Annotated in this window: 17 protein-coding genes; 3 read left to right on the top strand and 14 right to left on the bottom strand. The window is 61.0% G+C overall.

Annotation, left to right across the window (positions count from 1 at the left end; all coding sequences use genetic code 11):
• Positions 1–125: 125 nt before the first annotated feature.
• Entirely contained in the window at positions 126–2,387 is a 2,262-nt protein-coding gene (locus tag M2397_RS07460; protein ID WP_131696372.1) for an ATP-dependent DNA helicase, read from the bottom strand.
• A complete protein-coding gene (locus tag M2397_RS07455) occupies positions 2,384–4,033 on the bottom strand; it encodes a VRR-NUC domain-containing protein (protein WP_259242552.1) in 1,650 nt (549 codons plus the stop codon). Before M2397_RS07455 ends, M2397_RS07460 begins: the two co-directional genes overlap by 4 nt.
• 184 nt (positions 4,034–4,217) lie before the next feature.
• Here M2397_RS07455 and M2397_RS07450 point away from each other — a divergent pair, with 184 nt between their 5' ends.
• The gene (locus M2397_RS07450) at positions 4,218–4,442 is read left to right on the top strand and encodes a YgdI/YgdR family lipoprotein (protein ID WP_131696374.1); all 225 of its coding nucleotides are present in this window, start codon (positions 4,218–4,220) and stop codon (positions 4,440–4,442) included.
• Between the two features lie 113 nt (positions 4,443–4,555).
• Here M2397_RS07450 and M2397_RS07445 read toward each other — a convergent pair whose 3' ends face one another.
• The 8 genes from M2397_RS07445 to M2397_RS07410 all read right to left on the bottom strand — a co-directional run bounded on the left by M2397_RS07445 (position 4,556) and on the right by M2397_RS07410 (position 15,220).
• Positions 4,556–5,980: a lipase gene (locus tag M2397_RS07445; protein ID WP_259242551.1), complete on the bottom strand. Its 1,425-nt coding sequence runs from the start codon at positions 5,978–5,980 to the stop codon at positions 4,556–4,558.
• A gap of 40 nt (positions 5,981–6,020) precedes the next feature.
• Complete coding sequence (locus tag M2397_RS07440) at positions 6,021–7,358, bottom strand: TolC family outer membrane protein (protein WP_259242550.1); 1,338 nt, start codon at positions 7,356–7,358, stop codon at positions 6,021–6,023.
• Positions 7,359–7,360: 2 nt separating this feature from the next.
• On the bottom strand, positions 7,361–8,674 hold the full coding sequence (locus tag M2397_RS07435) for an HlyD family type I secretion periplasmic adaptor subunit (RefSeq protein WP_131696377.1): 1,314 nt from the start codon (positions 8,672–8,674) through the stop codon (positions 7,361–7,363).
• Positions 8,671–10,422 carry a type I secretion system permease/ATPase gene (locus M2397_RS07430; RefSeq protein ID WP_259242549.1) on the bottom strand — a complete coding sequence of 584 codons (1,752 nt, stop codon included), beginning with the start codon at positions 10,420–10,422 and terminating at the stop codon, positions 8,671–8,673. The genes M2397_RS07435 and M2397_RS07430 overlap by 4 nt, the downstream gene beginning before the upstream one ends.
• Before the next feature lie 102 nt (positions 10,423–10,524).
• Entirely contained in the window at positions 10,525–10,893 is a 369-nt protein-coding gene (locus M2397_RS07425; protein WP_145338122.1) for an AprI/Inh family metalloprotease inhibitor, read from the bottom strand.
• A gap of 49 nt (positions 10,894–10,942) precedes the next feature.
• A complete protein-coding gene (locus tag M2397_RS07420; RefSeq protein WP_167655343.1) occupies positions 10,943–12,376 on the bottom strand; it encodes a serralysin family metalloprotease in 1,434 nt (477 codons plus the stop codon).
• Positions 12,377–12,742: 366 nt separating this feature from the next.
• Positions 12,743–13,846 (bottom strand): P1 family peptidase, encoded by a 1,104-nt coding sequence (locus M2397_RS07415; RefSeq protein ID WP_259242548.1) that lies wholly within the window; start codon positions 13,844–13,846, stop codon positions 12,743–12,745.
• 9 nt (positions 13,847–13,855) lie between these two features.
• Positions 13,856–15,220 (bottom strand): APC family permease, encoded by a 1,365-nt coding sequence (locus M2397_RS07410; RefSeq protein WP_259242547.1) that lies wholly within the window; start codon positions 15,218–15,220, stop codon positions 13,856–13,858.
• Between the two features lie 200 nt (positions 15,221–15,420).
• Here M2397_RS07410 and M2397_RS07405 point away from each other — a divergent pair, with 200 nt between their 5' ends.
• On the top strand, positions 15,421–16,206 hold the full coding sequence (locus M2397_RS07405) for a LuxR C-terminal-related transcriptional regulator (protein ID WP_184742185.1): 786 nt from the start codon (positions 15,421–15,423) through the stop codon (positions 16,204–16,206).
• A 347-nt stretch (positions 16,207–16,553) separates the two neighbouring features.
• On the opposite strand, the gene M2397_RS07400 is transcribed toward M2397_RS07405, so the two are convergent.
• The 4 genes from M2397_RS07400 to M2397_RS07385 are packed head-to-tail and all read right to left on the bottom strand — an operon-like array spanning position 16,554 to position 20,328.
• Positions 16,554–17,633 (bottom strand): polyamine ABC transporter substrate-binding protein, encoded by a 1,080-nt coding sequence (locus tag M2397_RS07400; RefSeq protein ID WP_259242546.1) that lies wholly within the window; start codon positions 17,631–17,633, stop codon positions 16,554–16,556.
• A 60-nt stretch (positions 17,634–17,693) separates the two neighbouring features.
• Positions 17,694–18,035, bottom strand: a complete 342-nt coding sequence (locus M2397_RS07395) for a cupin domain-containing protein (protein ID WP_259242545.1) — start codon at positions 18,033–18,035, stop codon at positions 17,694–17,696.
• A gap of 27 nt (positions 18,036–18,062) precedes the next feature.
• Entirely contained in the window at positions 18,063–19,469 is a 1,407-nt protein-coding gene (locus M2397_RS07390; protein WP_145338128.1) for an FAD-binding oxidoreductase, read from the bottom strand.
• 49 nt (positions 19,470–19,518) lie between these two features.
• Complete coding sequence (locus M2397_RS07385; protein WP_131696387.1) at positions 19,519–20,328, bottom strand: AraC family transcriptional regulator; 810 nt, start codon at positions 20,326–20,328, stop codon at positions 19,519–19,521.
• A gap of 257 nt (positions 20,329–20,585) precedes the next feature.
• Between M2397_RS07385 and M2397_RS07380 the strand changes: the two genes are divergently transcribed.
• A complete protein-coding gene (locus M2397_RS07380; RefSeq protein WP_027605770.1) occupies positions 20,586–20,858 on the top strand; it encodes a DUF1652 domain-containing protein in 273 nt (90 codons plus the stop codon).
• Positions 20,859–20,914: the final 56 nt, after the last annotated feature.

The raw sequence follows: 20,914 nt of genomic DNA, 5'->3' as shown, positions 1-20,914 counted from the left end.
AGTGCCGGGCAGCGCACGCACAGCTCAATACCCTTCCTTTACAAGGATCTTTTGCGGGATCAGCGGGCTCATTGACTTGGCCTTTCTGAAGGGTTTGCCTGGCCTGCGAGATCGATGGGGGTAACTCAATCAACTGCCCACCAGCGCGGCAACAACGGGCGCACCCGCGATTCGCCGAAACGGTCGTCGATCAACATCACCACGCCCCTGTCCTGCTGGCTGCGGATCACCCGGCCTGCAGCCTGCACCACTTTCTGGATGCCGGGATACAGGTAGGTGTAGTCGTAGCCGGCGCCGAAGAGTGCGCCCATGCGCGCCTTCATCTGCTCGTTGACCGGGTTCAATTGCGGTAAGCCCAGGGTGGCGATAAACGCGCCGATCAGGCGTGCGCCGGGCAAGTCGATGCCTTCGCCGAACGCACCGCCGAGCACGGCAAAGCCGATGCCCTGGCTATGTTCGGTGAACTGTTCGAGAAACGCCTGGCGTTCGGCCTCGGCCATGCCTCGCGACTGTTGCCACAGCGCAATCTGCGGATGGCGCTCAGCCAACCGTTGCGCCACTTGTTGCAGGTAATCAAAACTGGAAAAAAACGCCAGGTAGTTGCCCGGTTGTTGCGCAAACTGATGGGCGATCAGGTCGACGATGGGGGCCAGCGAGGTATCCCGATGCACAAACCGGGTGGAGATTTCGTCGACGATGCGCACCCGCAATTGCTCAGCCTTGAACGGCGACTCCACATCGATCCATGCCGTGTTCGCCGGCAGGCCCAGCAGGTCGGCGTAGTAATGGCGTGGGCTCAGTGTCGCGGAAAACAGCACGCTGCTGCGTGCCGCGGTCAAACGCGGGCGAATGAATTCGGCGGGCACCACATTGCGCAGGCACAGGGTCGAACTGCTGCGCTTGCCACTGAACTGGCGCTTGCTGATATCGAAGATGAAGTGTTCGTTGAACAGCTCGGCGACCTTGGCGAAGTGCAATGCCTCGAAGTAGAAGGCTTGCAGGTCGCCCGTCAATGACTCGGGATGATCGTTGAAGTAGTCGCCCATGGCGCGGATACACAGGCTCAGGGCCTGCAAGAGTTTTTCCGGACGGTCGGCATAGGCCTGGTAGGGCGCGAGCTGGTCCTTGTGCAGGGCGTTCCATTCACGGTTCAGGCGCTGCAAAGGTTTCTTCAAGACGTCGGGAGCGCTGTCGCGCAGGGTCTTGAGGCCGTACTGGTCGAGGCTGGCGCTGTACATCGAACGGGCACGTTCCACCAGGTTGTGGGCCTCATCCACCAGCACCGCCGCGCGCCACTGGTTGAGTTGGGCCAGGCCGAACAACATGGCGCCGAAGTCGAAATAATAGTTGTAGTCGGCGACCACCAGGTCGGCCCAGCGTGCCATCTCCTGGCTCAGGTAATAGGGACACACATCATGGGCCAGGGCCACGTCGCGCAGGTTGCGCTGGTTGAGCAGGCGCACCTGGGAGGCAGCCATGCGCGCGGCGGGCAAGCGGTCGTAGAAGCCCTTGGCCAAGGGGCAGGAATCACCGTGGCAGGCTTTGTCCAGGTGTTCGCAGGCCTTGTCCCGCGCGACCAGCTCGAGCACGCGCAACGGCAGGTCGGGGCTGCTGGTCTGCATCTGCAGCACATGCGCGGCATCGAGCGCCAATTTGCGGCCTGGGGTCTTTGCGGTCAGGAACAGCACCTTATCCAGTTGCTGGGGCGCCAAGGCCTTGAGCAGCGGGAAAATCGTGCCGATGGTCTTGCCGATCCCCGTGGGGGCCTGCGCCATCAGGCAACGCCCGGTGCTGACGGCCTTGTACACCGACTCGGCCAAAGTGCGTTGGCCGCGACGAAAGTCGGCATGGGGGAAACTCAAGGTCTGCGCCGCAGCGTTGCGCGCTTCGCGGTGCTGCATTTCCTGGCGGGCCCAGCCGAGAAACAGTGCACATTGCTGGTTAAAGAACGCTTGCAACTCGGCCGCCTGGAAACGTTGATTGAGCAGGGTCTCGCCTTCGCCGACGATATCGAAATACACCAGCGCCACGTCAATATCCGTGAGGCCAAGCTTCTGGCACATCAACCAGCCGTACACCTTGGCCTGCGCCCAATGCAGTTGCCGGTGGTTGGCGGGCTGGGCACCAAGGTCGCCGCGATAGGTCTTCACCTCTTCCAGGCGGTTGGTGTCCGGGTCATAGCCGTCTGCCCTGCCCCGCACCTTGAGCTGCTGGTAGTCGCCTTCGAGAGCCACTTCGTTCTGGTAGTGCGCGCTGCGTCGCGAGGCCACGGTGCGATGGCCGGCAATGCCTTCCTGGGCGCTGGGCGACGGGGTAAAGCGCAGGTCCAGGTCGCCCACCTTGGCGGTGAACTCACACAGCGCCCGCACCGCCACGCTGTAGCTCAAGCCGGTTGCTCCGCCCAGCGTACGTAGCAGACGGTGACGGGCATCTGGTATTCGCCGCAGAACTCCAGCCAACGCAGCTGGTTGTCTTGCAGGCGGTCGCCAGGGCCCTTGACCTCGATCATGCGGTAGGTTTTTTGCGCCGGCCAGAACTGGATCAGGTCCGGCATGCCGGCGCGGTTGGCGCGGATATCCAGCAGCAGCCGTTCGAACCAGTAGCGCAGGTGTTCGGCCGGCAGGCAGGCCAGGGCTTGTTCCAGCAGGTCTTCATTGAGCAGGTTCCAGAACACAAAGGGCGACTGGATCCCCCACTTATCGAGGTAGCGTTGACGAATGGTGGTCTTGTAGCGCTCGTCCTGCAGTTGCGCGAAACACGCGTCAAACAGGGGGGCACGGCGCGCGTGGAAGTCTTCGCTGTGCAGGTCTGCCGGCCCGCGCTGGAACGGGTGGAAGAACGAGCCGGGCAGCGGTGCGAAGATCGCCTCCCAGCACAATAGCCCGAACAACGAATTGATCAGGCCGTTTTCCACGTAGTGCACCGGTGCATCGGGCTCGCTCAGGTGGGCCTGCACGCAGTACTCCACCGAGACTAACGGCTCCGGCAACGCAAGGGCCAAGTCCAGGCGCATGACCTCGCGGGGCTTGGCCTTGGGCAGCGCCGGCTCCCCCAGTTTGCGGCGCAGGCGCGGCAACACCCGGCCTATATGCTGCCATTCGGCGGCGCTTTCCGGTGCCTGTCGTGCGGCGTTCGCCAGGGCCATCGCCTGGACGTAATCCTCCTGGCGCTCCAGCACGCGAATCAGCCGCGCGCGGGCGCCAGGGTAAGCGCAAGTGCGGTAGATCTGCTGCGCCAGGTCCAACTCGGCACGGCGCTCGCAATATTGGCCGAGCTGGAACAACAGCTTGGCCCGGCGCTTTTCCAACCAGGGGTTATCGGTGTTCAGCGTGGCGACCTCAGCCAGCACCTGCGCCAGCGCCTCACCGCGTTCAAAAGCCTGCTGGCATTGGTGCAGGAACAGAAAACCGTGCACGTCGGCGCGGCTGCGCAACCCCCGTGATTCGGCGCAGAACTCGACTTTTTCATAGGTGTAGATGCCCAGGTCGGCGAGCACGAACTCGGACCAGTCCTGGTGCAGGTTGCCGAAGAACATCAGGCGCAGGCGATCACACAACTCCATCACGGTGAGGCTGTACAGCGTGTCGGCGAGGTCCGGGCACCAGTCGGCGAAACTGCGCGCGTCGGTGAACTGCGCAACCAACCCTTCCAGCCAATCGGCCTTCTTGCCCTTAGGCTGGTCGATCCAGGGTGTGAAGTTGCTGAGGATCTCGCCTTTTTGCAACAAGGCGAATAATGCTTCAAATGCCAGCAGGTGGTTGTCGTCCACCCAACCCAATTCCCGCAGGGGCGCGACAGCGGCATGGGGGCAACCGATTTCCACGTATTGCAGCTTGCCCGCACGAAAATGCACGCCCTTGCGCATCACCATGCGCACCAACAGCGCCTGGGATGCTTGCGGCAACCTGTCGAATTGCTGAATGAAATGATGTTCGTCTGGGTCGAGCAGATCGGCATAGCGTTGCCCCAGCCAATGCAGGACCTGGCGGAAGTTATGCAGGTAATAGAGCGGATCGTCGAGAGGATTGGGCATGGCACGCGCGGGTCAAATACTGGTTATGCATACAGAGTGCCGTTACCCATACGGTGTTGCAATCGGTAATAGATAAATGGCGCACGCAACTTTTTGTATAAAAGTGATCAGATGGGGAGTCAATGGCGTAAAATTTATGGCCCGCAGCCTTGGCGCGGGACTTTCAGGGTTAACGGTAAGGGTTATGAACATGAAGAATTTGGGGCTGCCACTGGTTGCACTCACTTTTCTGGTATTGGCCGGTTGCGCGACGCAAACCGTAGTGACGCTGCAAAATGGCACGCAGTATTTGACCAAGGACTCTCCAAAAACCAAGACTGCCGACGGGTTCTATGAGTTCACCGATATCGCCGGCAAGCGTATCCGTGTCAAAGCCGACGACGTGGCGACGGTGCGCAAGGAAAACTGATTTCCAGCGGCCAACACTGATCAAATGTGGAGGTTGCCCCCGATGGCTGTATTCCAGTCGACATATCTATTGACTGAGCCACCGCTATCGGGGGCAAGCCCCCTCCCACCGTTTTAACCGATAACAATCCCCTCCCCCGACAAGCCAGCCACCCCCACCAACGTCACCGAATCGCCGCCAAAACTGATCACCGTATCCGCGCCTACCACTTTGGCGTGATCGCGATAATCCGTACTGCCCTGCACATCCGTGAACACCAGCTTGTCCGTCGCTTGATAACCGATAATCCGGTCCTGGCCAAACTGCCCGCTGAACAAAAAGGTGTTATGCCCGCTGCTGTCGCGGATCGTGTCATTGCCCTTGCCGCCCTCGATAAAGTCCGCGCCCTTGCCGCCCTGGATCAGGTCATTGCCGTCGCTGCCAATGATGTAGGTATCGCCCTTGTGCGGTTCGGCATTGCGGTTGAGGTCCTGCACCCAAGTGGTGGCGCGTGCCGGGTCGGACAGGTTGGCGACGATAATCGTCGAGTCGCGGCTCATCTGCTCATAGAACCCGGACTCGAGGATGCGCGTCATTCCATCGCCATAACCCGTAGGCAAATGCGAGATCCAGGTCGGCAGGTTGGTGATGGAGAACGGCAGCACATTCCACAGCGTCGAGGCGTAGTGGTCGTTGAAGCTGACGATATTGTCGGTGGTCGATTCATGGGGTGTGTCATGCACGCCCAATGACGACCAATTGAAGGATGAGCCGTCCAGCGCACGGAATACCGGGTCGTTTTCATAGCCGATATTAAGCACCTTGTCGCCGGCGCTCTGGGTCGGCGAGGCGTAGGCCACGTAGTTGGCATCCTTGTAGAACCCCGCCCATTTGCCGCTGCTCAAATCGGCCATGCTGTTGACAGCCAGGCCCCCCAGGCTGTGGCCGCTGACGACTACGTCGTGGCCGCTGAGGCCGTGGGCACTGGCGTACTCGGCGACGTTCTTGAGCAGGCCGCCAAAGGCTTCGCCGGCGTAGTTCTTGGCGTAATCCTTGGGCCCCAAGGCCGCGAGCAGATCGCTGACCAGGTCGCCAATGGAGTCGCTGATCAGCGTTTCCCGAGGACCCGACGTACCGCGAAAACCGATACCGATTTCCAGCAACTTGCCGGCGTCATCGTACTTGCCCAGTACCTCGACCTGGGCCGTGGTGTAGCCGGCCTTTTCGCCGAAGAACGTGCCACGGGCGTCGACCTTGCCGGTATAGCCCAAGGCGCTTGCGCTGATGGGTGTCCAACCCGCTTGTTGCACCGCTTCCAGGGCGGCTTTTTCCGAATCCGGGTTCCAGGGAATGCCGGGAATCACCCCCTGGGAATCCGTGCTGCCCAGCAGTGCACCGACTAGCGTGGCCGGTAACCCGAGCCCCAGGCCGTTGTGCTGGTAGCCCACGGCAAAGCCGTTATCCAGGTTGTGATAGGAGTACAGCGTGATCGCCATGGCATCGGCGAACAACGCTTTGGAGCCCTCGGCCCCGAGGTTTTTATAGTCAAACACACCCATGGTCTTGCCTCTCTGTTGTTGGAGTTGTCGAGAAAGCCAATTAATGCGGTGCTGGCCCGAACGCCTCATCCACCTTGGCCAGGTCGGTGTCGCGCAGGTTGCCGGCGTAGTAATGCAATTTGGTCCAGGCCATCAGGTAGTCGTAACGCGCCTGGGCCAGGTCGCGCCGCGTGCTGTAGAGCTGTTGCTCGGCGTTCAACGCATCGAGGTTGACCCGCTCGCCACCGAGGATGCTTTGCTGGGTCGACACCACCAGCGCTTCTGCCGAGCTCAGGGCCTTTTGATACGCGCGCAGTTTGCTCACGCCGGACAGGCAGGCACTGAACTGCCGACGCAGTTCGATCAGGGTCTCGCGAGTCTTGCCTTCCAGTTCGTACTCGGCCTGCTCCATGGCACGGCTGGCCTGGCGGGTGGACGCGGAGACACCGCCACCGGCATACAGCGGTACGCTCACTTCCACGCCGATGGTGTTGGTGTCGTAGCGTTGGTTGTAGGTATTGCCGCTGTCGGACTCCTGCTGGCGCGAGCTGGCGTACGCGGTGACCTTGGGCAGATGCCCGGCGCGGTTACGCTCCACTTCATAACGCGCCACTTCCAGGGCCTGGCGCTGGGACGCCAGCGTGGGGTTGTTGCTGATCGCCAGTTCATGCCAGGTGTCGTAGTTGGCCGGGGTCAAGGTGAACGCGGCAAAATCCTGGTTGAGCGGCGCCAGGTCGTGGATGTTGACGCTCTGTACACCGATCAACGCGCCCAGTTCTCTTAACGAGGCGTCCTGTTCGTCCTGCGCCTCGATTTCTTCGGCGGTGGCCAGCTCATAGCGCGACTCGGCTTCGAGAATATCGGTACGGGTGCCCTCGCCTTGCTGGAACAAGTGCCGGTTTTGCTGGAATTGCTGCTCGAAGGCCTTCTTCTTGGCGCGGGCGATGTCGATCTGGTCCTGGGCAAACAGCGCCTGGGTGTAGTAGCTCAGCACCCGCACCAGCAGGGCCTGGCTCTTGTCGCGAAAGCTTTCATCGGCAAACAGCGCCTGGGCCACGCCTTTGCGGTAGTTGGCGTACGCCTCATAGTCGAACAGCGGCTGTTGCAGGCTGAAGGTCGAGCCGTAGCTGTTGTAGTTGCGGTCGTCGTGATAATTGCCGCCGCGCCCGTCGGGTAAGGTGGCCTGGGAGTTGTTGCGGCCCTTGTTGTAGTTGTACGACAGCTTGGGCAGCAGGCCCGCGCGGCCGATGGTGCGGTTTTCCAGGCCGGCGTCGCGCTCCTTGATCGCACCGAGAAACACCGGATCGTTGCGCAGGGCCTGCTCGTACACATCGAACGGGCCCATGGCGGCCTGGGCGTTGACGCAGGTGAACAGCAAGGCGATGAACACAGCTTTCATGCTCATTCCTCGGTCAACGCGGAGCCGGCGCGGTCGAGCAGCGGCTTGAACAGGTAATTGAGCAACGAACGCTCGCCGGTGCGCACGAACATCTCGGCGGGCATGCCCGGCTTGATCACCAGGCCGTGGAGTTTCTCCAGCGCCGCCTCGCTGACGGTGGTGCGCAGCACGTAATACGGCGCGCCGGTCTTTTCATCGAGCATCTGGTCGGCGGAAATCAGACTGACCTCCCCCGGCACGCGCGGGGTGCGGCTCTGGTTGAAGGCGGTGAACAGAATATCGACCGGCAGGTGCGTGCCGACCTTGTCCACCAAGTGCACCGGCAAGTGCCCTTCGACTTCCAGGCGCGTGCCCTGGGGCACGATTTCCAGCAGGGTTTCACCGGTACGCACCACGGCGCCCTCGGTGTGCACGCTGAGATTGACCGCAATACCGTCGGCCGGTGCGTTGATCTCGCTGTGTTGCAAGTCGAAGCCGGCCGAGGTGAGTTGCTGCTCCAGGGTCAGGCTGCGCAATTGCGCGTCGGCCAACTGACTGCGCACGTCCTTCTGATATTCCTCGCTGTGCTGCTGCAGTTTCAGGCGCGATTCAAGGATGCCCTGCTCCACCCGACCGCTCTCACCGGTGTTCTGCGCCAGGTCCTGTTGCACCTGGGACAGCTGGCGTTGGTACTCCATCAGCCGGTTGCGCGGGATATAGCCGTTGTCGGCCAGGGGTTGCAGGTTGCTCAGTTGGTCACGCAGGGACTGGGCCTGGGCGGTCAGGTCGCTGCGGGCGCGGCGCATGCCGTTGAGCTGCGCCGTCGCGCCCTCGATATTCGCGCGGATGCCTGCCTGTTCACGGGCAAACGCTTCGCGACGGCTGCTGAACAATTGGCGCTGGCCTTCGAGCACCAACGCCAATGCCGGATCGGGGTTGCTGCTCAGCTCGGCGGGAAAGGTGATAGCGGATTGGTTGTCGCGCTCACTCTGCCACCGCGCGACGCTGGCCCAGGCCATGCGGTACTGGGCTTGCAGGGACTGCACGTCGGCCTGATTCTGGGTCTGGTCGAGACGGAACAGCGGCTGGCCTTGCTTCACCAACTGCCCCTCCTTCACCAGAATCCGACTGACCACGCCGGGGCTGAAGGTTTGCACCGCCTTGCGTTTGCCCGACACCACCACCGTGCCCTGCACCGGGATGCCCTGGTCCAGGGGCGCCAGGCTGGCCCAGAGGAAAAAGCCACCGGCACCGACCACGGTCAGCAGCCAGCCCAGGCGCGCAAAGAACCGGGCGTCGCGCTCTTTGAAACGTGGTTCAACAGTGATACTGCTCATGCGCCTGGATTCCTTCCGGCTTGATACTGACGGCTGAAACTCACACCGGGTTTTTCCTTCGGTGCTTCCTGCTGGCCCGATAACGCTCGCAGCACGTCCTGGCTCGGCCCGAATGCCTGCAAACGCCCTTCGTTGAGCACCAGCAATTTGTCGGCCTGGGCCAAGGCCGAAGAGCGATGGGTCACCAGCACCACACTGCTGCCCTGGGCCTTCATCTGCACAATGGCGCTGGCCAGCGCGGCCTCGCCGACGGTGTCGAGGTTGGAGTTGGGCTCGTCCAGTACGATCAACCGCGGCCCGCCGTACAACGCACGCGCCAGGGCCACTCGTTGTTTCTGGCCGCCGGACAGGCCACCACCGTTATCGCCCAGGACCGTGTCATAACCGTGGGGCAGACGCAGGATCAATTCATGCACGCCGGCTTGTTGTGCCGCCTGCACCACCCGCTCGGGGTCGGCCTCGCGAAAGCGCGCGATGTTATCGGCGATGCTGCCGCTGAACAGTTCGATGTCCTGGGGCAGATAGCCGATGTGCGGGCCGAGGTCGTCGCGATCCCAGCGGTGAATGTCCGCACCGTCCAGGCGCACGGTGCCGGCCAAGGTCGGCCACACGCCCACCAGTACGCGGGCCAGGGTGGATTTGCCGGAGCCCGAGGCGCCGAGCACGCCCAGCACTTCGCCGGCGCCGAGGTTGAAGCTGACCTGATGCAGGGTGGGCATGCGCCGTCCGGGCGGGCCAGCGCTGACCTGTTCGAAGCTGACCTGGCCCTTGGGTGCGGGCAATTTCATCTGCTCCACTTCCGGCGGGAACTCACGCAGCAATTCGTCCAGCCGCTGATAGGCCAGCTTGGCCGAACTCCATTGCTTCCAGACCGCAATCAACTGGTCGATGGGGCTGAGTACGCGGCCCATAAGGATCGAGCCGGCGATCATCATCCCCGCCGTCATATCGCCCTTGATCACCAGCAGTGCGCCCAGGCCCAGCACCAGGGATTGCAGGCACAGCCGCAAGGACTTGCTCAGAGAGGTGATCACCGAGCCGGTATCACTGGCTTTGTTCTGCAAACCCAGGAACTGCAAATGCACGGCGAACCAGCGTTTGCGCAACGCGCCAAGCATGCCCATGGCTTGAATGGTTTCGGCGTTGTGCAAATGGCTGGTGGCCAGTTGCGTCGACTGTTGGGAGAAACCACTGGCATCGCCCAATGGCTGCTTCGTCAGGTATTCGTTGAGGCACGCAAGGCCGATCAACAGCAGCGCGCCGGCGGTGGCCAACACCCCGAGCCAGACGTTGAAGAGGAAAATCACAAAAAGATAGATCGGAAACCACGGTGCATCGAAGAAGGCGAACAGCGCCGGCCCGGTGATGAATTGGCGGATATGGGTCAAGTCCCCCAGGGATTGCCCGGCATGCCCCTGGCCGCGTTGCAGGTTGCGTTCGAAAGCGGCCTTGTACACGCGCAAGTTGAAACGCCGCTCCAACTGGCTGCCGATGCGGATTACGATAAAACTGCGGATGACCTCGAGCAGGCCAATAAAGGCAAAGAAGCCGACGACCATCAGTGTCAACATCACCAGGGTGGTTTCATTCTGGGAGGACAGCACACGGTCGTACACTTGCAGCATGTAAATCGACGGCACCAGCATCAACAGGTTAATCAATGCCGTGAAACAGCCAATGCTGATCAAGATGCTCTTGTATTCACCCAGCGCCTTGAATAAGGGCGCAATCGCATGGGGCTTGGCCATATGTTCTGATCTTCCTTGAACCAAATTACGCGCATAAGTTGCCCACCCTCTCTTATAGAGGCCGTCAACTAATAAAATCGAGTTATAGACTTATAACAATAACTAAGGCACTCGTTTTAACTCCACCAAGGTGCCGGACTTTGTCCATGCCTGGTACTCACCTTCTTTCTGACGATTCAAATGGGTGATCCCGCTGCCTTCGGCATTGAATAGCCAGATACCGTCCGGGGTCGGCGACCACGTCAGGGGCTTGTCCCCCAGCCATTGCGCCACACAGGCCACATCGCCGCTCAGGGCATTGGCCTGCTCGAGCAGGTCCAGTGCACACACCTGGTCCTGCTGGTGCAACTGCCAATGCCCGGCCAGTTGGGCGCTGGAGGGTAAAACAAGACTGCTCGCCATTGCGTGGGCTCCTGCCGACACGAACATCACCTGCAACACGCAGGCGATCACATTGTAAAAACGCTGCATCTGTACGCTCCATCCTGGAGGCGCGGCGCTTGAGCGCCGCGCCGGTGCATCATGCCACGATGTCGCTGGCCGCCGCCTGGCCTACGGTGGTGACGAGGAAATCCGCCACGCCGTGCCCGGAGAAGTCGACGGCCAGGGTGCCCAGGTTGGTGCCTGCGGCGTAGCTCAACACCGCATCGCCGGCATGCCCGGTGAAGGCATTGACGAAGGTCAGGCCGGCCCCTTTGGTGATGCCGCTGAGGTCGATCTTGTCGGAGCCCGAGGTGAAGTCAAAGATCTTGTCCGCCGCCCCTGGCTTGGAGTCGGAACTGGCACCGAACACAAATGTGTCGTTGCCCGCGCCGCCCCACAATTGGTCCGCACCGCCGCCACCGTAGATGAGGTCATTGCCGGCCCCGCCCTTGATTACGTTGGCCGCGTTGTTGCCGATGATCAGGTCGTTGCCCGCACCGCCGAAGGCGTTCTCGACGGTCACGCCTTTGGCGATGGAGACGTTGCCCACCAGGCCGCCAACGTCGGAAAACGAGGCCTCATTGAGGTTGATCTTCTGGTTCTGGGTGAAGCCGGAGAAGTCCAGGGTGTCATTGCCGCCACCGTCCCAGACCGAGAACACCAGCTTGTCGGCGTTGGACGTGGCGCTGAGGAAATCGCGCCCGGTGTTGGAGTTGAACCCGTAGGTGGTATCGCCGGCACGGGTGTTGTAGTTGGCACCGTAGAGCTTCTGGATCGCGGCGATGTCGTCGATCAGCGGGCCGGAGGCGTAGGCTTCGACCCCGCCTTTACTGAAGTTCTGGTGGGTGTTGCTCTCGCTCCAGTAACTCATGAGGCTGTAGCCGCGCGTGTCCTGTCCATAGGTCGCGTCGTTGTAGGTTGGGGCGCCTTCGCCGGCGTTGTAGTCGCCAGGGTGAGCCAGGCCAAGGGTGTGGCCGATTTCGTGGGTCAGGGTCTGCCGGCCGTAGTTGTTCAGGTCCGGGGTCTTGTTCGGCGTGTAGCTGTTGTTGGTCAGGTACCACGAGGTGCCATCGTAGCCTGCACCGGTGCCGGGCAGGTAGGCGAAGGCTGCTGCGCCGTCCTGGCCGCTGCTGTAGTTGCCGAATGTCATGTGGCCGTCACCGCCGGTGGCTTTCTCGGTGAAGGTGACGTTGGCCACGTCCGACCAGGATTGCATGGCCAGCGCGGCCTGTGCTTTCTGCTGGGCGTTGAACTGGCTGAAGCCCGAGATGCCATGTTTGTTCATGGTGCTCGAGGACGCCGAGGTCAGGAAGGTGTAGGTCAGGTCGATCTTGCCGTTGCCGTCAAAGTCCCGGTACGCGGCGCCGTCGCGCAGCAGCTGGGTGGCCGCCTGGTCAACGGTGTAGGAGGGTTTGCCATTGATCGTGAGATTGCCGCCACGGTCATACAGATGGCTGAAGCTATCGATCTGCGAGTAAGCGGTGCTGGCTTGCGCCGCCGACACGATAGCCTTGTCTTTTGCTTTTGACATAAACGTACTTCCTTGTTTGCACATGCATCAGTCTTGGGTCGATAGGAATCCCGCGGGCGAGATCGTCCTATCACTCGCCTCTTTTGAAGGCGTCACGAAACTGACACAACTTGAAATCTTTCGTCTACATCTTTTCCTGCATGAAAGCTGGCCTATAAACAGCGCCAACAAGTTCAGCTCCGTATCTATTGGGTAGCGTTGCTTTTGTCCGACAAAAGACATCAGGCACTTATTTAAATATTAAATAGCGCTAAAGCCGCTCAAGTTGAGCGGCACACTTGATAATTGGATCCACGATATTGTCACGGTGTCATTGGCAACATTAAACAGCCACTATTTATATTTATATATCGGCGCTGTCCCCTATTACCGGGACACGCGCCAACCCGTGTCGTGCAATGCCTGTAACAAGGTTTCGCCTTTCAAGCCCGGCACCTGTACGTCGTCGTCGGTCACCATGTCTTCGCCCGCCAGGATCGCGTTGATGATCGCTTCTTCTACCGCTTCCGCCGCAGCGCTGAACAGCGGGGAAATATGATCGTTATTCACCATCTGTAAGGTACTGCTCAACGGCAGGCCCCTGCGCGCGTAGTCTGCTGGCGGCAGATCCTGGTTACCGGTGGCGAAGGCCAGGAACAGGTCGCCGCTGGAGTCCTCGGTGCCACCCCCGGTGCGCGCGATGCCAATAGACGCGCGCTGTGCCAGGCGCTGGCATTGGTGCGGCAGCAGGGGCGCATCCGTGGCGATGATCACCACGATCGAGCCCATGCCCGGCGTGCCTCGTTCGGCGAAGGGTGACGGGATGTCCATCAAGCGGCGGCCTACCGGATAACCGTCGACCCGCAGTTCCTGGCGCTTGCCATGGTTGGCCTGCACCAGCACGCCGACGGTCCAGCCGCCCTGCTCTGCCGGCAAGCGCCGCGAAGCGCTGCCGATACCGCCCTTGAATTCATGGCAGATCATCCCCGTCCCACCGCCCACGGCGCCTTCTTGCACGGGGCCGCGTTCGGCGCTGTCCAGCGCTTGGCGCACATGCTCGGGCTTGACGTGCTGTCCCCAGATATCGTTGAGCAGACCGTCGTAGGTTTCCATCACCACCGGCATGCACCAGTACACCGCCGGGTCCGGCAGGCGCTCGCGCTCCAGGGCAATCAAGGTGTCGCGCACGATGCCAATGCTGTGGGTGTTGGTGATGGCCAGCGGCGTGGTCAACAGGCCCGCCTCGCTGATCCATTCCAGGCCGGTGGCGTCACCATTGCCATTAAGCACGTGATACCCGGCAAAGCACGGCTGCAACCGCGCTTCCCCGGCGCGGGGCTGGACCACGCTGACACCGGTACGCACCTGTTTGCCGTCGACACGGGTCTTGAGCGTACTGTGACCGACCCGAACCCCGGTAACGTCGGTGATGGCATTCAACTCACCGGGTGTGCCCAGCCCCAACGTGATGCCCAATTGACGTGCACGCATAACCACTCCTTACAATTTCTGAAAGGCCGGACTCGACCGGCCGCTGATGCAATACAGAATCACCGACAGGGCCAGCAAGCCGATGATGATCATGATGTCGCGTACTGACGCCGCGTAGATCAAGGTCACCAGCAAGTAACCCGCGCCCAGTGCAGCCAGCAACGCCGGCAACGGCCACAGCGGCATGCGATAGGGATGCTCGCGGTCGCGCAGCAGCACGCGGCTCATCAACGCGCTCAACGCCACCACCAGGTAAACCAATATGATCAGCAATACGCTGAACGAAGTGAGGTCAGCCAGGTTGGAGCTGAAGCTCAGCAACGCCGACGGGATCGCCAGGAACAGCGTGGCCAGCCAGGGCGAATCCCAGCGCGGATGAATGCGGGTGAACAGCTTGTTGATGGTAGGCGTCCACAATGCATCGCGCCCGCTGCTGAACACCACGCGGCCGATCTGGATAACGATGGCGACGATGGCATTGAACACCGACAGGAAGATGCCCGCACTGACCAGGCGCGACAGGGTTTCATTGCCATGACTGGTGAGCAGGTAGCCGATGGGGTCCGGGCTGCTGATCATCGCACTCAGCGAGGGCGCGCCGATCAACAGCGCCGTGATCGGCACCAGCTCGATCACCACCACCAGTCCCAGGGACCACAGCACCGCCTTGTGCACGCCCTTGCCCCCGCATTTCATGTCTTCGGCCAGCAACACAGCGGGGCCGTAACCGTTGTAGGAAAACAGGCCAATGCCCACCGCGCCAATCACCAGGGCCCAAGGCGCCAGATGCAATACACCGTTTTCGACGATCTGGGGTTGAAACAGCACGCTGGCGGGCTGCACCGGGTTACCGAAGCCGATGCACACGATCACCAGCAACGCCGCGACTTCCAGCAGCAGGCAGGTCCCGGTGATCCACGCGTTGAGCTTGATATTGAGGATGCCCAGGGCGTAGCTGCACACCACGATCAACAGGGCCACGGTTTGCGCGTCGAATGTGGTACCCAGAGCATTGTTGAGATAGGTTGCGGCACCAGTGGCCAATACCGGAGGAATAAACAACAGCATCACCAGCACGGTCAGGAACGTCGCGTAGCCGGCCATGCCACCGAACACGCGCTTGGCATACACATACTCGCCACCGGCGCTGTTATGGGCGCGGCCCAGTTCGGCGTAGCAAAACGCGAACATCAGCGCCAGCAGCCCTGCCATCACGAACGCCAGGAACACGCCGCTGCCAGCCTGCTGGATGGCAAAAGGCGCGATCACGAAGACGGAACTGGCGGGGGTCACTGCTGAAACGGTAATGGCCACCACATCGAAGACGCTCAGGGTGGGTTTCAACACGCCATCGGGCGCGGCGGAAGTGCTCATATCGTTGTCCTCTGTCGTTGTTCTTGGTGTGAGGCAGAAACGAAAGGTCTGAAAGTGGCGGGATATGTTTCCCGCTGGATGCTGCCGACGATAACGGTTGGGCTAGTGCCAGCCTATTCCCCTATTGGCGTACTCCCCTTGACGGCACCCGGCAAAAGCCGAACCCTTGGGGTGATCTTTTGTTGGCGGGAGCCTGCTACATGAGCCTGTTTCGTGAAGTCGGCATGCACGCTGGCCTGGGCCGCACCGTTGCGCACATCGGCACCGAGCGTTTCTGGAAACAGCTGGTGCTGTTGTTGCGCCAATGCTTGCCCTTCGATAACGCGCTGGCGATCTTCTACCCCGTGGAAGGCCCGCCCCAGGCCCTGGAAGAATACGACGCCCAGCCGAGCAGCAAGCCGGCGTCGATGCTGGTGTACCTCAATGGCCTGTATTTGCTCGATCCGTTCTTCCAGGCCTGTCGCGAGGGTTATGCCAGCGGTGTGTATCGCCTTGAGGAAGTGGCGCCGGACCATTTTCGCCAGAGCGAATATTTCCTCAGTTACTTTCACGACAATGTGCTGGAAGACGAGGTGCAGTTGATCCTGCAATTGCCGGGCGCGGGGACGCTGTCGCTGTCACTGGGCATGCAGCGGCGATTCAGCGTTGAGGAAACCGGGCTGATGACCACCCTGTCGGCCTGGGTGCTGCCCTTGATGCAGCAGCACTGGCAACAAAGCACTCGGCGCGCGCCAGCCATGGACAGCCAGATCAGGGATGCGCTGAGCCAATTCGGCTGCGGTGTGCTTTCGGACCGCGAACTGGAAATCGCCCGCCTGGTGCTGCGCGGGTTCTCCTCCAAGGCCATGGCCGAACGCCTGCATATCTCGCCGGACACGGTGAAGGTGCACCGCCGGCATCTGTACGCGAAGCTGGACATCTCGTCACAGCCGGAACTGTTTTCGTTGTTTATCCAGTCGTTGGGGCATGACCTGGAAAACCCGTGAAACCAAGGTTGTACTCAAACCAAATGTGGGAGGTCCCACAACCTCTTCGACGTAGCGCTGTCGCGCAGCAAATTGGGACCTCTGTGGCGAGCGGGCTTGTCCCGCGTTGGGGTGCGAAGCGCCCCTGATGAAGACGAATGCGGTGTATCAGGCACTCCTTTGCGTCTGGTTTTGGGGCCGCTGCGCAGCCCGACGCGGGACAAGCCCGCTCACCACAAGAATACGGACGCCTGAAATTGTTTATGCAAGACTCAGATTTCAGAGTGAAACTTTAACCCTTTAAAATCAGTAAGTTATTTTAATTTTAAAAAATGGGGGGCTTGCCATCCCCCCCACATCAGACTTCTTCAACGGCCCATACGAATGGTGTTCCACACCCGCGTGCGAATCCGGTCGATGTTCAGCGGCATCGCCTCCAGCGCGAATAACTTGCCCATCATTTCGTCGCTGGGGTAGATCTTGGTGTCGGCCTTGATCTCAGGGTCTACCAGGCTATCCGCTGCACTGTTGCCATTGGCGTAGTGCACCGAGTTGGTGATGTCCGCCATCACCTGCGGCTCCAGCAGGTAGTTCATGAACGCGTAGCCGGCCTTTTCATCGGGGGCATCGGCGGGCATGGCCACCATGTCGAACCAGATTGCGGCGCCTTCCTTGGGAATCTGATAGCCGATCTTCACGCCATTCTTGGCTTCCTTGGCGCGGCTTTCGGCTTGCAGTACGTCGCCGGAGAAGCCGACCGCCACACAGATGTCGCCATTGGCCAGGTCGCCGGTGTATTTCGAGGAGTGGAAGTACGCTACATACGGCCGCACTTTCATCAGCAGTGCCTCGGCTTTTTTGTAGTCCTCGGGTTTTTTACTGTGGGGTGGCAGCCCCAGGTAGTTAAGGGCGATAGGCAGCAATTCCGGGCCGTTGTCGAGGATCGCCACCCCGCACTTACTGAGCTTTTCCATGTACTCGGGCTTGAAGATCAGGTCCCAGGAATCCACCGGTGCGTTATCACCCAGTACCGCCTTGACCTTGTCGATGTTGTAGCCGATGCCGGTACTGCCCCACAGGTACGGGAAACCATGGGCATTACCCGGGTCGTTGTTTTCCAGGGCCTTGAGCAGCACGGGGTTGAGGTTTTTCCAGTTGGGCAACTGGCGCTTGTCGAGCTTCTTCAAGGCGCCGCCCTGGATCTGCCGCGCCATGAAGTGGTTGGACGGAAACACCACGTCGTAGCCGGAGTTACCCGTCATCAGCTTGCCGTCGAGGGTTTCGTTGCTGTCATACACGTCGTAGCTGAAACCGATGCCGGTTTGTTTCTGGAAATTCTTCGTGGTGTCCGGCGCAATGTAGCTGGACCAGTTGTAGATCTTCACCGTTTCGGCGGCGTGGCTGATGGACGCGACCACTATCAAGGGCAACAGGGCAATGGCTTTCATGGTTCGATTTCCTGGCGGTTTTAGGGCTGTTTTTATGGCAGGCGATCAAGGATCAAAGCGTTACAAAATCAATACGTAGGTCTTGCGTACGGTTTCCTGGATATCCCAGATACCGGTGCTGTTGGCCGGCAACATCAGTGCGTCGCCGGCTTGTATGTGAACGACTTCACCGTTGTCAGGGGTGAAGGTGCAGCGCCCCTGGATAAAGTGGCAAAACTCCTGGGAGGTGATCTGCCGACGCCAGCGGCCCGGGGTGCATTCCCAGATGCCGGTCTCGACGCCGTCGCTGCGTTCAACGCTCAGGGTCGAGGCCACGGCGACCGGCTCGCCCAAGGGCACGGCCACCGGTGATGAGTCCGGCAGGTGGACGTTCAGCGTTTCTTTGAATTGAGTGATGCTCATGGGGTTTTCCCGTGTAAGTGAAACGACTTAGTGCATGAAACCTTCCATGAACCCGGCTATGCCGATCGCGAGCTTGCGGCGCCAAGGGGCGGTGTTGGGGTTGGCGAGCACCTGGTCTTCATGGACGAAACTGCGAATGATCGCGTTGTAGCCAAGCCAGCGGCACGGCTCCGGCTCCCAGGCCTTGAGCGCGTCCAATCCGCGCTCGCGGAGCACCCAGGGTTGGTGGATAAGCGGCGTGTCGCGACCGAGGATCAGGTCGGCCAAGGTGCGGCCGCCCAGGTTAGTGGCGCCGACGCCCTCCCCGCCGTAGCCACCGGCCAGGGCGATGCCGGTCCTGTGATCGCAGAGCATGTGCGGCCGGAAACGGCGCGACATACCGAGGTTGCCGCCCCAGGAATGGGTAATCCGCACCTTTTTCAGCTGTGGGAAGAGTTCGCCGAACAGGTAGCGACGTAGTGCCACTTCGCTGTCAGTCAAATCGAAGTTGTGGCGCAATTTACCGGCGAACTGGTAACCGCCTCGGGCGCCGAACACCAGGCGGTTATCCGCCGAGCGTTGGCCATAGGTGACCTGGCGGCTGCTTTCGCCAAAGGCCTGGCCGTGGCTCAGGCCGATTTCATCCCAGGTACTGGCGGGCAGTGGTTCAGTGGCAACGATCAGGCTTTGCACCGGCAACTGGTATCGGCCCAAGGGCGGCAAGGTATTCGCGTAACCCTCGACAGCCGGCACCACCCAGGCAGCGCGCACACTGGCTTTGGCGGTGCGTACAGTGCCGGACTGCCAATGAGTGACCGGACTGCTTTCATAAATGGTCACGTCCATGTTCTCCACCACCCGCGCAAGGCCGCGCACCAGCTTGGCCGGGTTGATTGTGGCGACATGGGGGGCATGGATACCGCCATAGGGCTTGGCGATGCGGATCTGTCCAGCCAACTGTTGCGGGCTCAGCCAGCGGTAATCGGCTTCGGTCAGGCCTTGGGCGTAGAGCGTGTCCAGGTAAGCGCGCAGGCTGCCTTCCTGCTCGGGGTAGCGCGCGGCGCAGTACAGCGCGCCGCCCTTGCGGTAGTCGCAGTCGATGCCTTCACGGGCCAGAACCTGGGCCACTTCGTCGGGAATGCCATGCAGCAGGTCGAAGGAGGCGCGGCGCTGTTCAAGCGCAAGGCCGGCCAACAAGCGGTCTTCGCCCAGCAGATTGCCCATCAACCAGCCGCCGTTGCGGCCCGATGCACCGAAGCCAGCGGTTTGCGCCTCGATAATCGCAATCTTCAGCTCAGGCGCCTGGCGTTTCAGGTAGTAGGCGGTCCACAGTCCGGTGTAGCCGGCACCGATAATGGCCACGTCGACGTCCAGATCATGTTCGAGGGACGGCCGCGCCATCAGCGGGTCGTCCAACTGGTCCATCCATAAACTGATGTTGCGCCATGCCGGCATGCCAAGCTCCCCTACCACATTTCGATAGGGTTGATCCTAGAGCCCGGGGTTATTCGCTGTCTTGCGCGCGTGCACGCAGGGAAATGTGTTTGACGTAGGCCTTGGGTGACTGGCCGGTGTGCTGGCGAAAGGCGCTGTAGAACGCCGACAACGAATTGAAACCGGCGGCGAAGGCCAGGTCGTCGACCTTGATCGGTAGTTGCGCTTTATCCAGTGCGGCCAGCAGATGCTGGAGCCGCGCCTGGTTTACGTAGCGGTAGAAACTTTGCCCCAAGACCTGGTTGAGCAGGTAGGAAATCTGATTGCGGCTGTAGCCACACTCCTTGGCGACGCGCTGCAGGTCCAGCTCGGGATCCAGATAAGGCTGCCTGCGCTCGAAGTACTGCTGCAAGTCATTGGCCATATGCCCCAATTGCTGAGGCGACAGGCCCAGGCGGCTGACGCTGGGACGCGGGGTCTGGGAGGGCTGTTCATGCACCAATGACGCGTACTCATTGACGCGCCAGATCAACCCATCGCGGACGGTGATGGCTTCGCTGGTACGGAATGACACCAGCCCCTGACCGCCGCGCAAGGTGATGCGGTACTGGATGAACGCAGTGTCACCATCGGCGCGGATGCGGTCGGTATGTTCAATGGCCTCGTCGGCTTCGCGGGGCATGCTGGCTTGCAGGTACTTGCGCAGTTCGGCGTAACCGATCACACGGTTCTGGAAAAAGTCGTGGTACTGGATGTCCGGGTGGTAGTAGGACATCACGCCCTCAAGGTCGCGATGACGCCAGCACAGGTGGTGGCGCAGCACCAGATCACGCGTGGCGTGGGTGTAATGGCAATCATCGTCTGGCGCGATGTCGGGCATGGAAGGCTCTGAGACGGGTAAACCTCGGAGATTGCCGAATTTTGCCCGCGCCGACAATGGCCAATTGGAACTTCTTACTAGTGGCGTTTTGCCCGTCCCTAAGCAGGAGCTGACCCACGTCAAGTGAATGGCTGACAACCGCCGAACGGGGCAGAAAAAGTCACCTTGTACTTGCGAACGAATGCTATTTTTAACTCCTCCGACGCCACGACCAGTGACGGTCCTGGCCCCCTGCCGCGAGCTAAAGGAAGCGCTCAATGAACAAGGTGGGCAACATGAATAAAGTGACGTTCCCGAACGCCTGCCAGCTGATGCGCTGGCATTTTCATCCGATGGGCTTCGAGGGCAGCATGGATGCGCCCGGCAGTATGGTCGCCCGCCTGTTCGACCGGGCCAGCGGCGAGACGCTGATTGCCATCGCCGGCATCCCCTGCGCCACCGTGATGAATGCTGCCGATGTGGAGCGAATTATCGAGGCGGTGGAAGATGAGTTGGAGTCGTTTGTGCCGCCGTTGTCGCTGAGGGCCTGACTCCGGCCCCGCCAACAGGAAAGAAGGTCAACTGTGGGAGGGGGCTTGCTCCCGAT

Source organism: Pseudomonas sp. BIGb0381 (assembly GCF_024809815.1).
Taxonomy (GTDB): domain Bacteria; phylum Pseudomonadota; class Gammaproteobacteria; order Pseudomonadales; family Pseudomonadaceae; genus Aquipseudomonas.
Note: the sequence above shows the minus strand (reverse complement) of the source record. Positions and strands in the feature narration are given on the sequence as shown.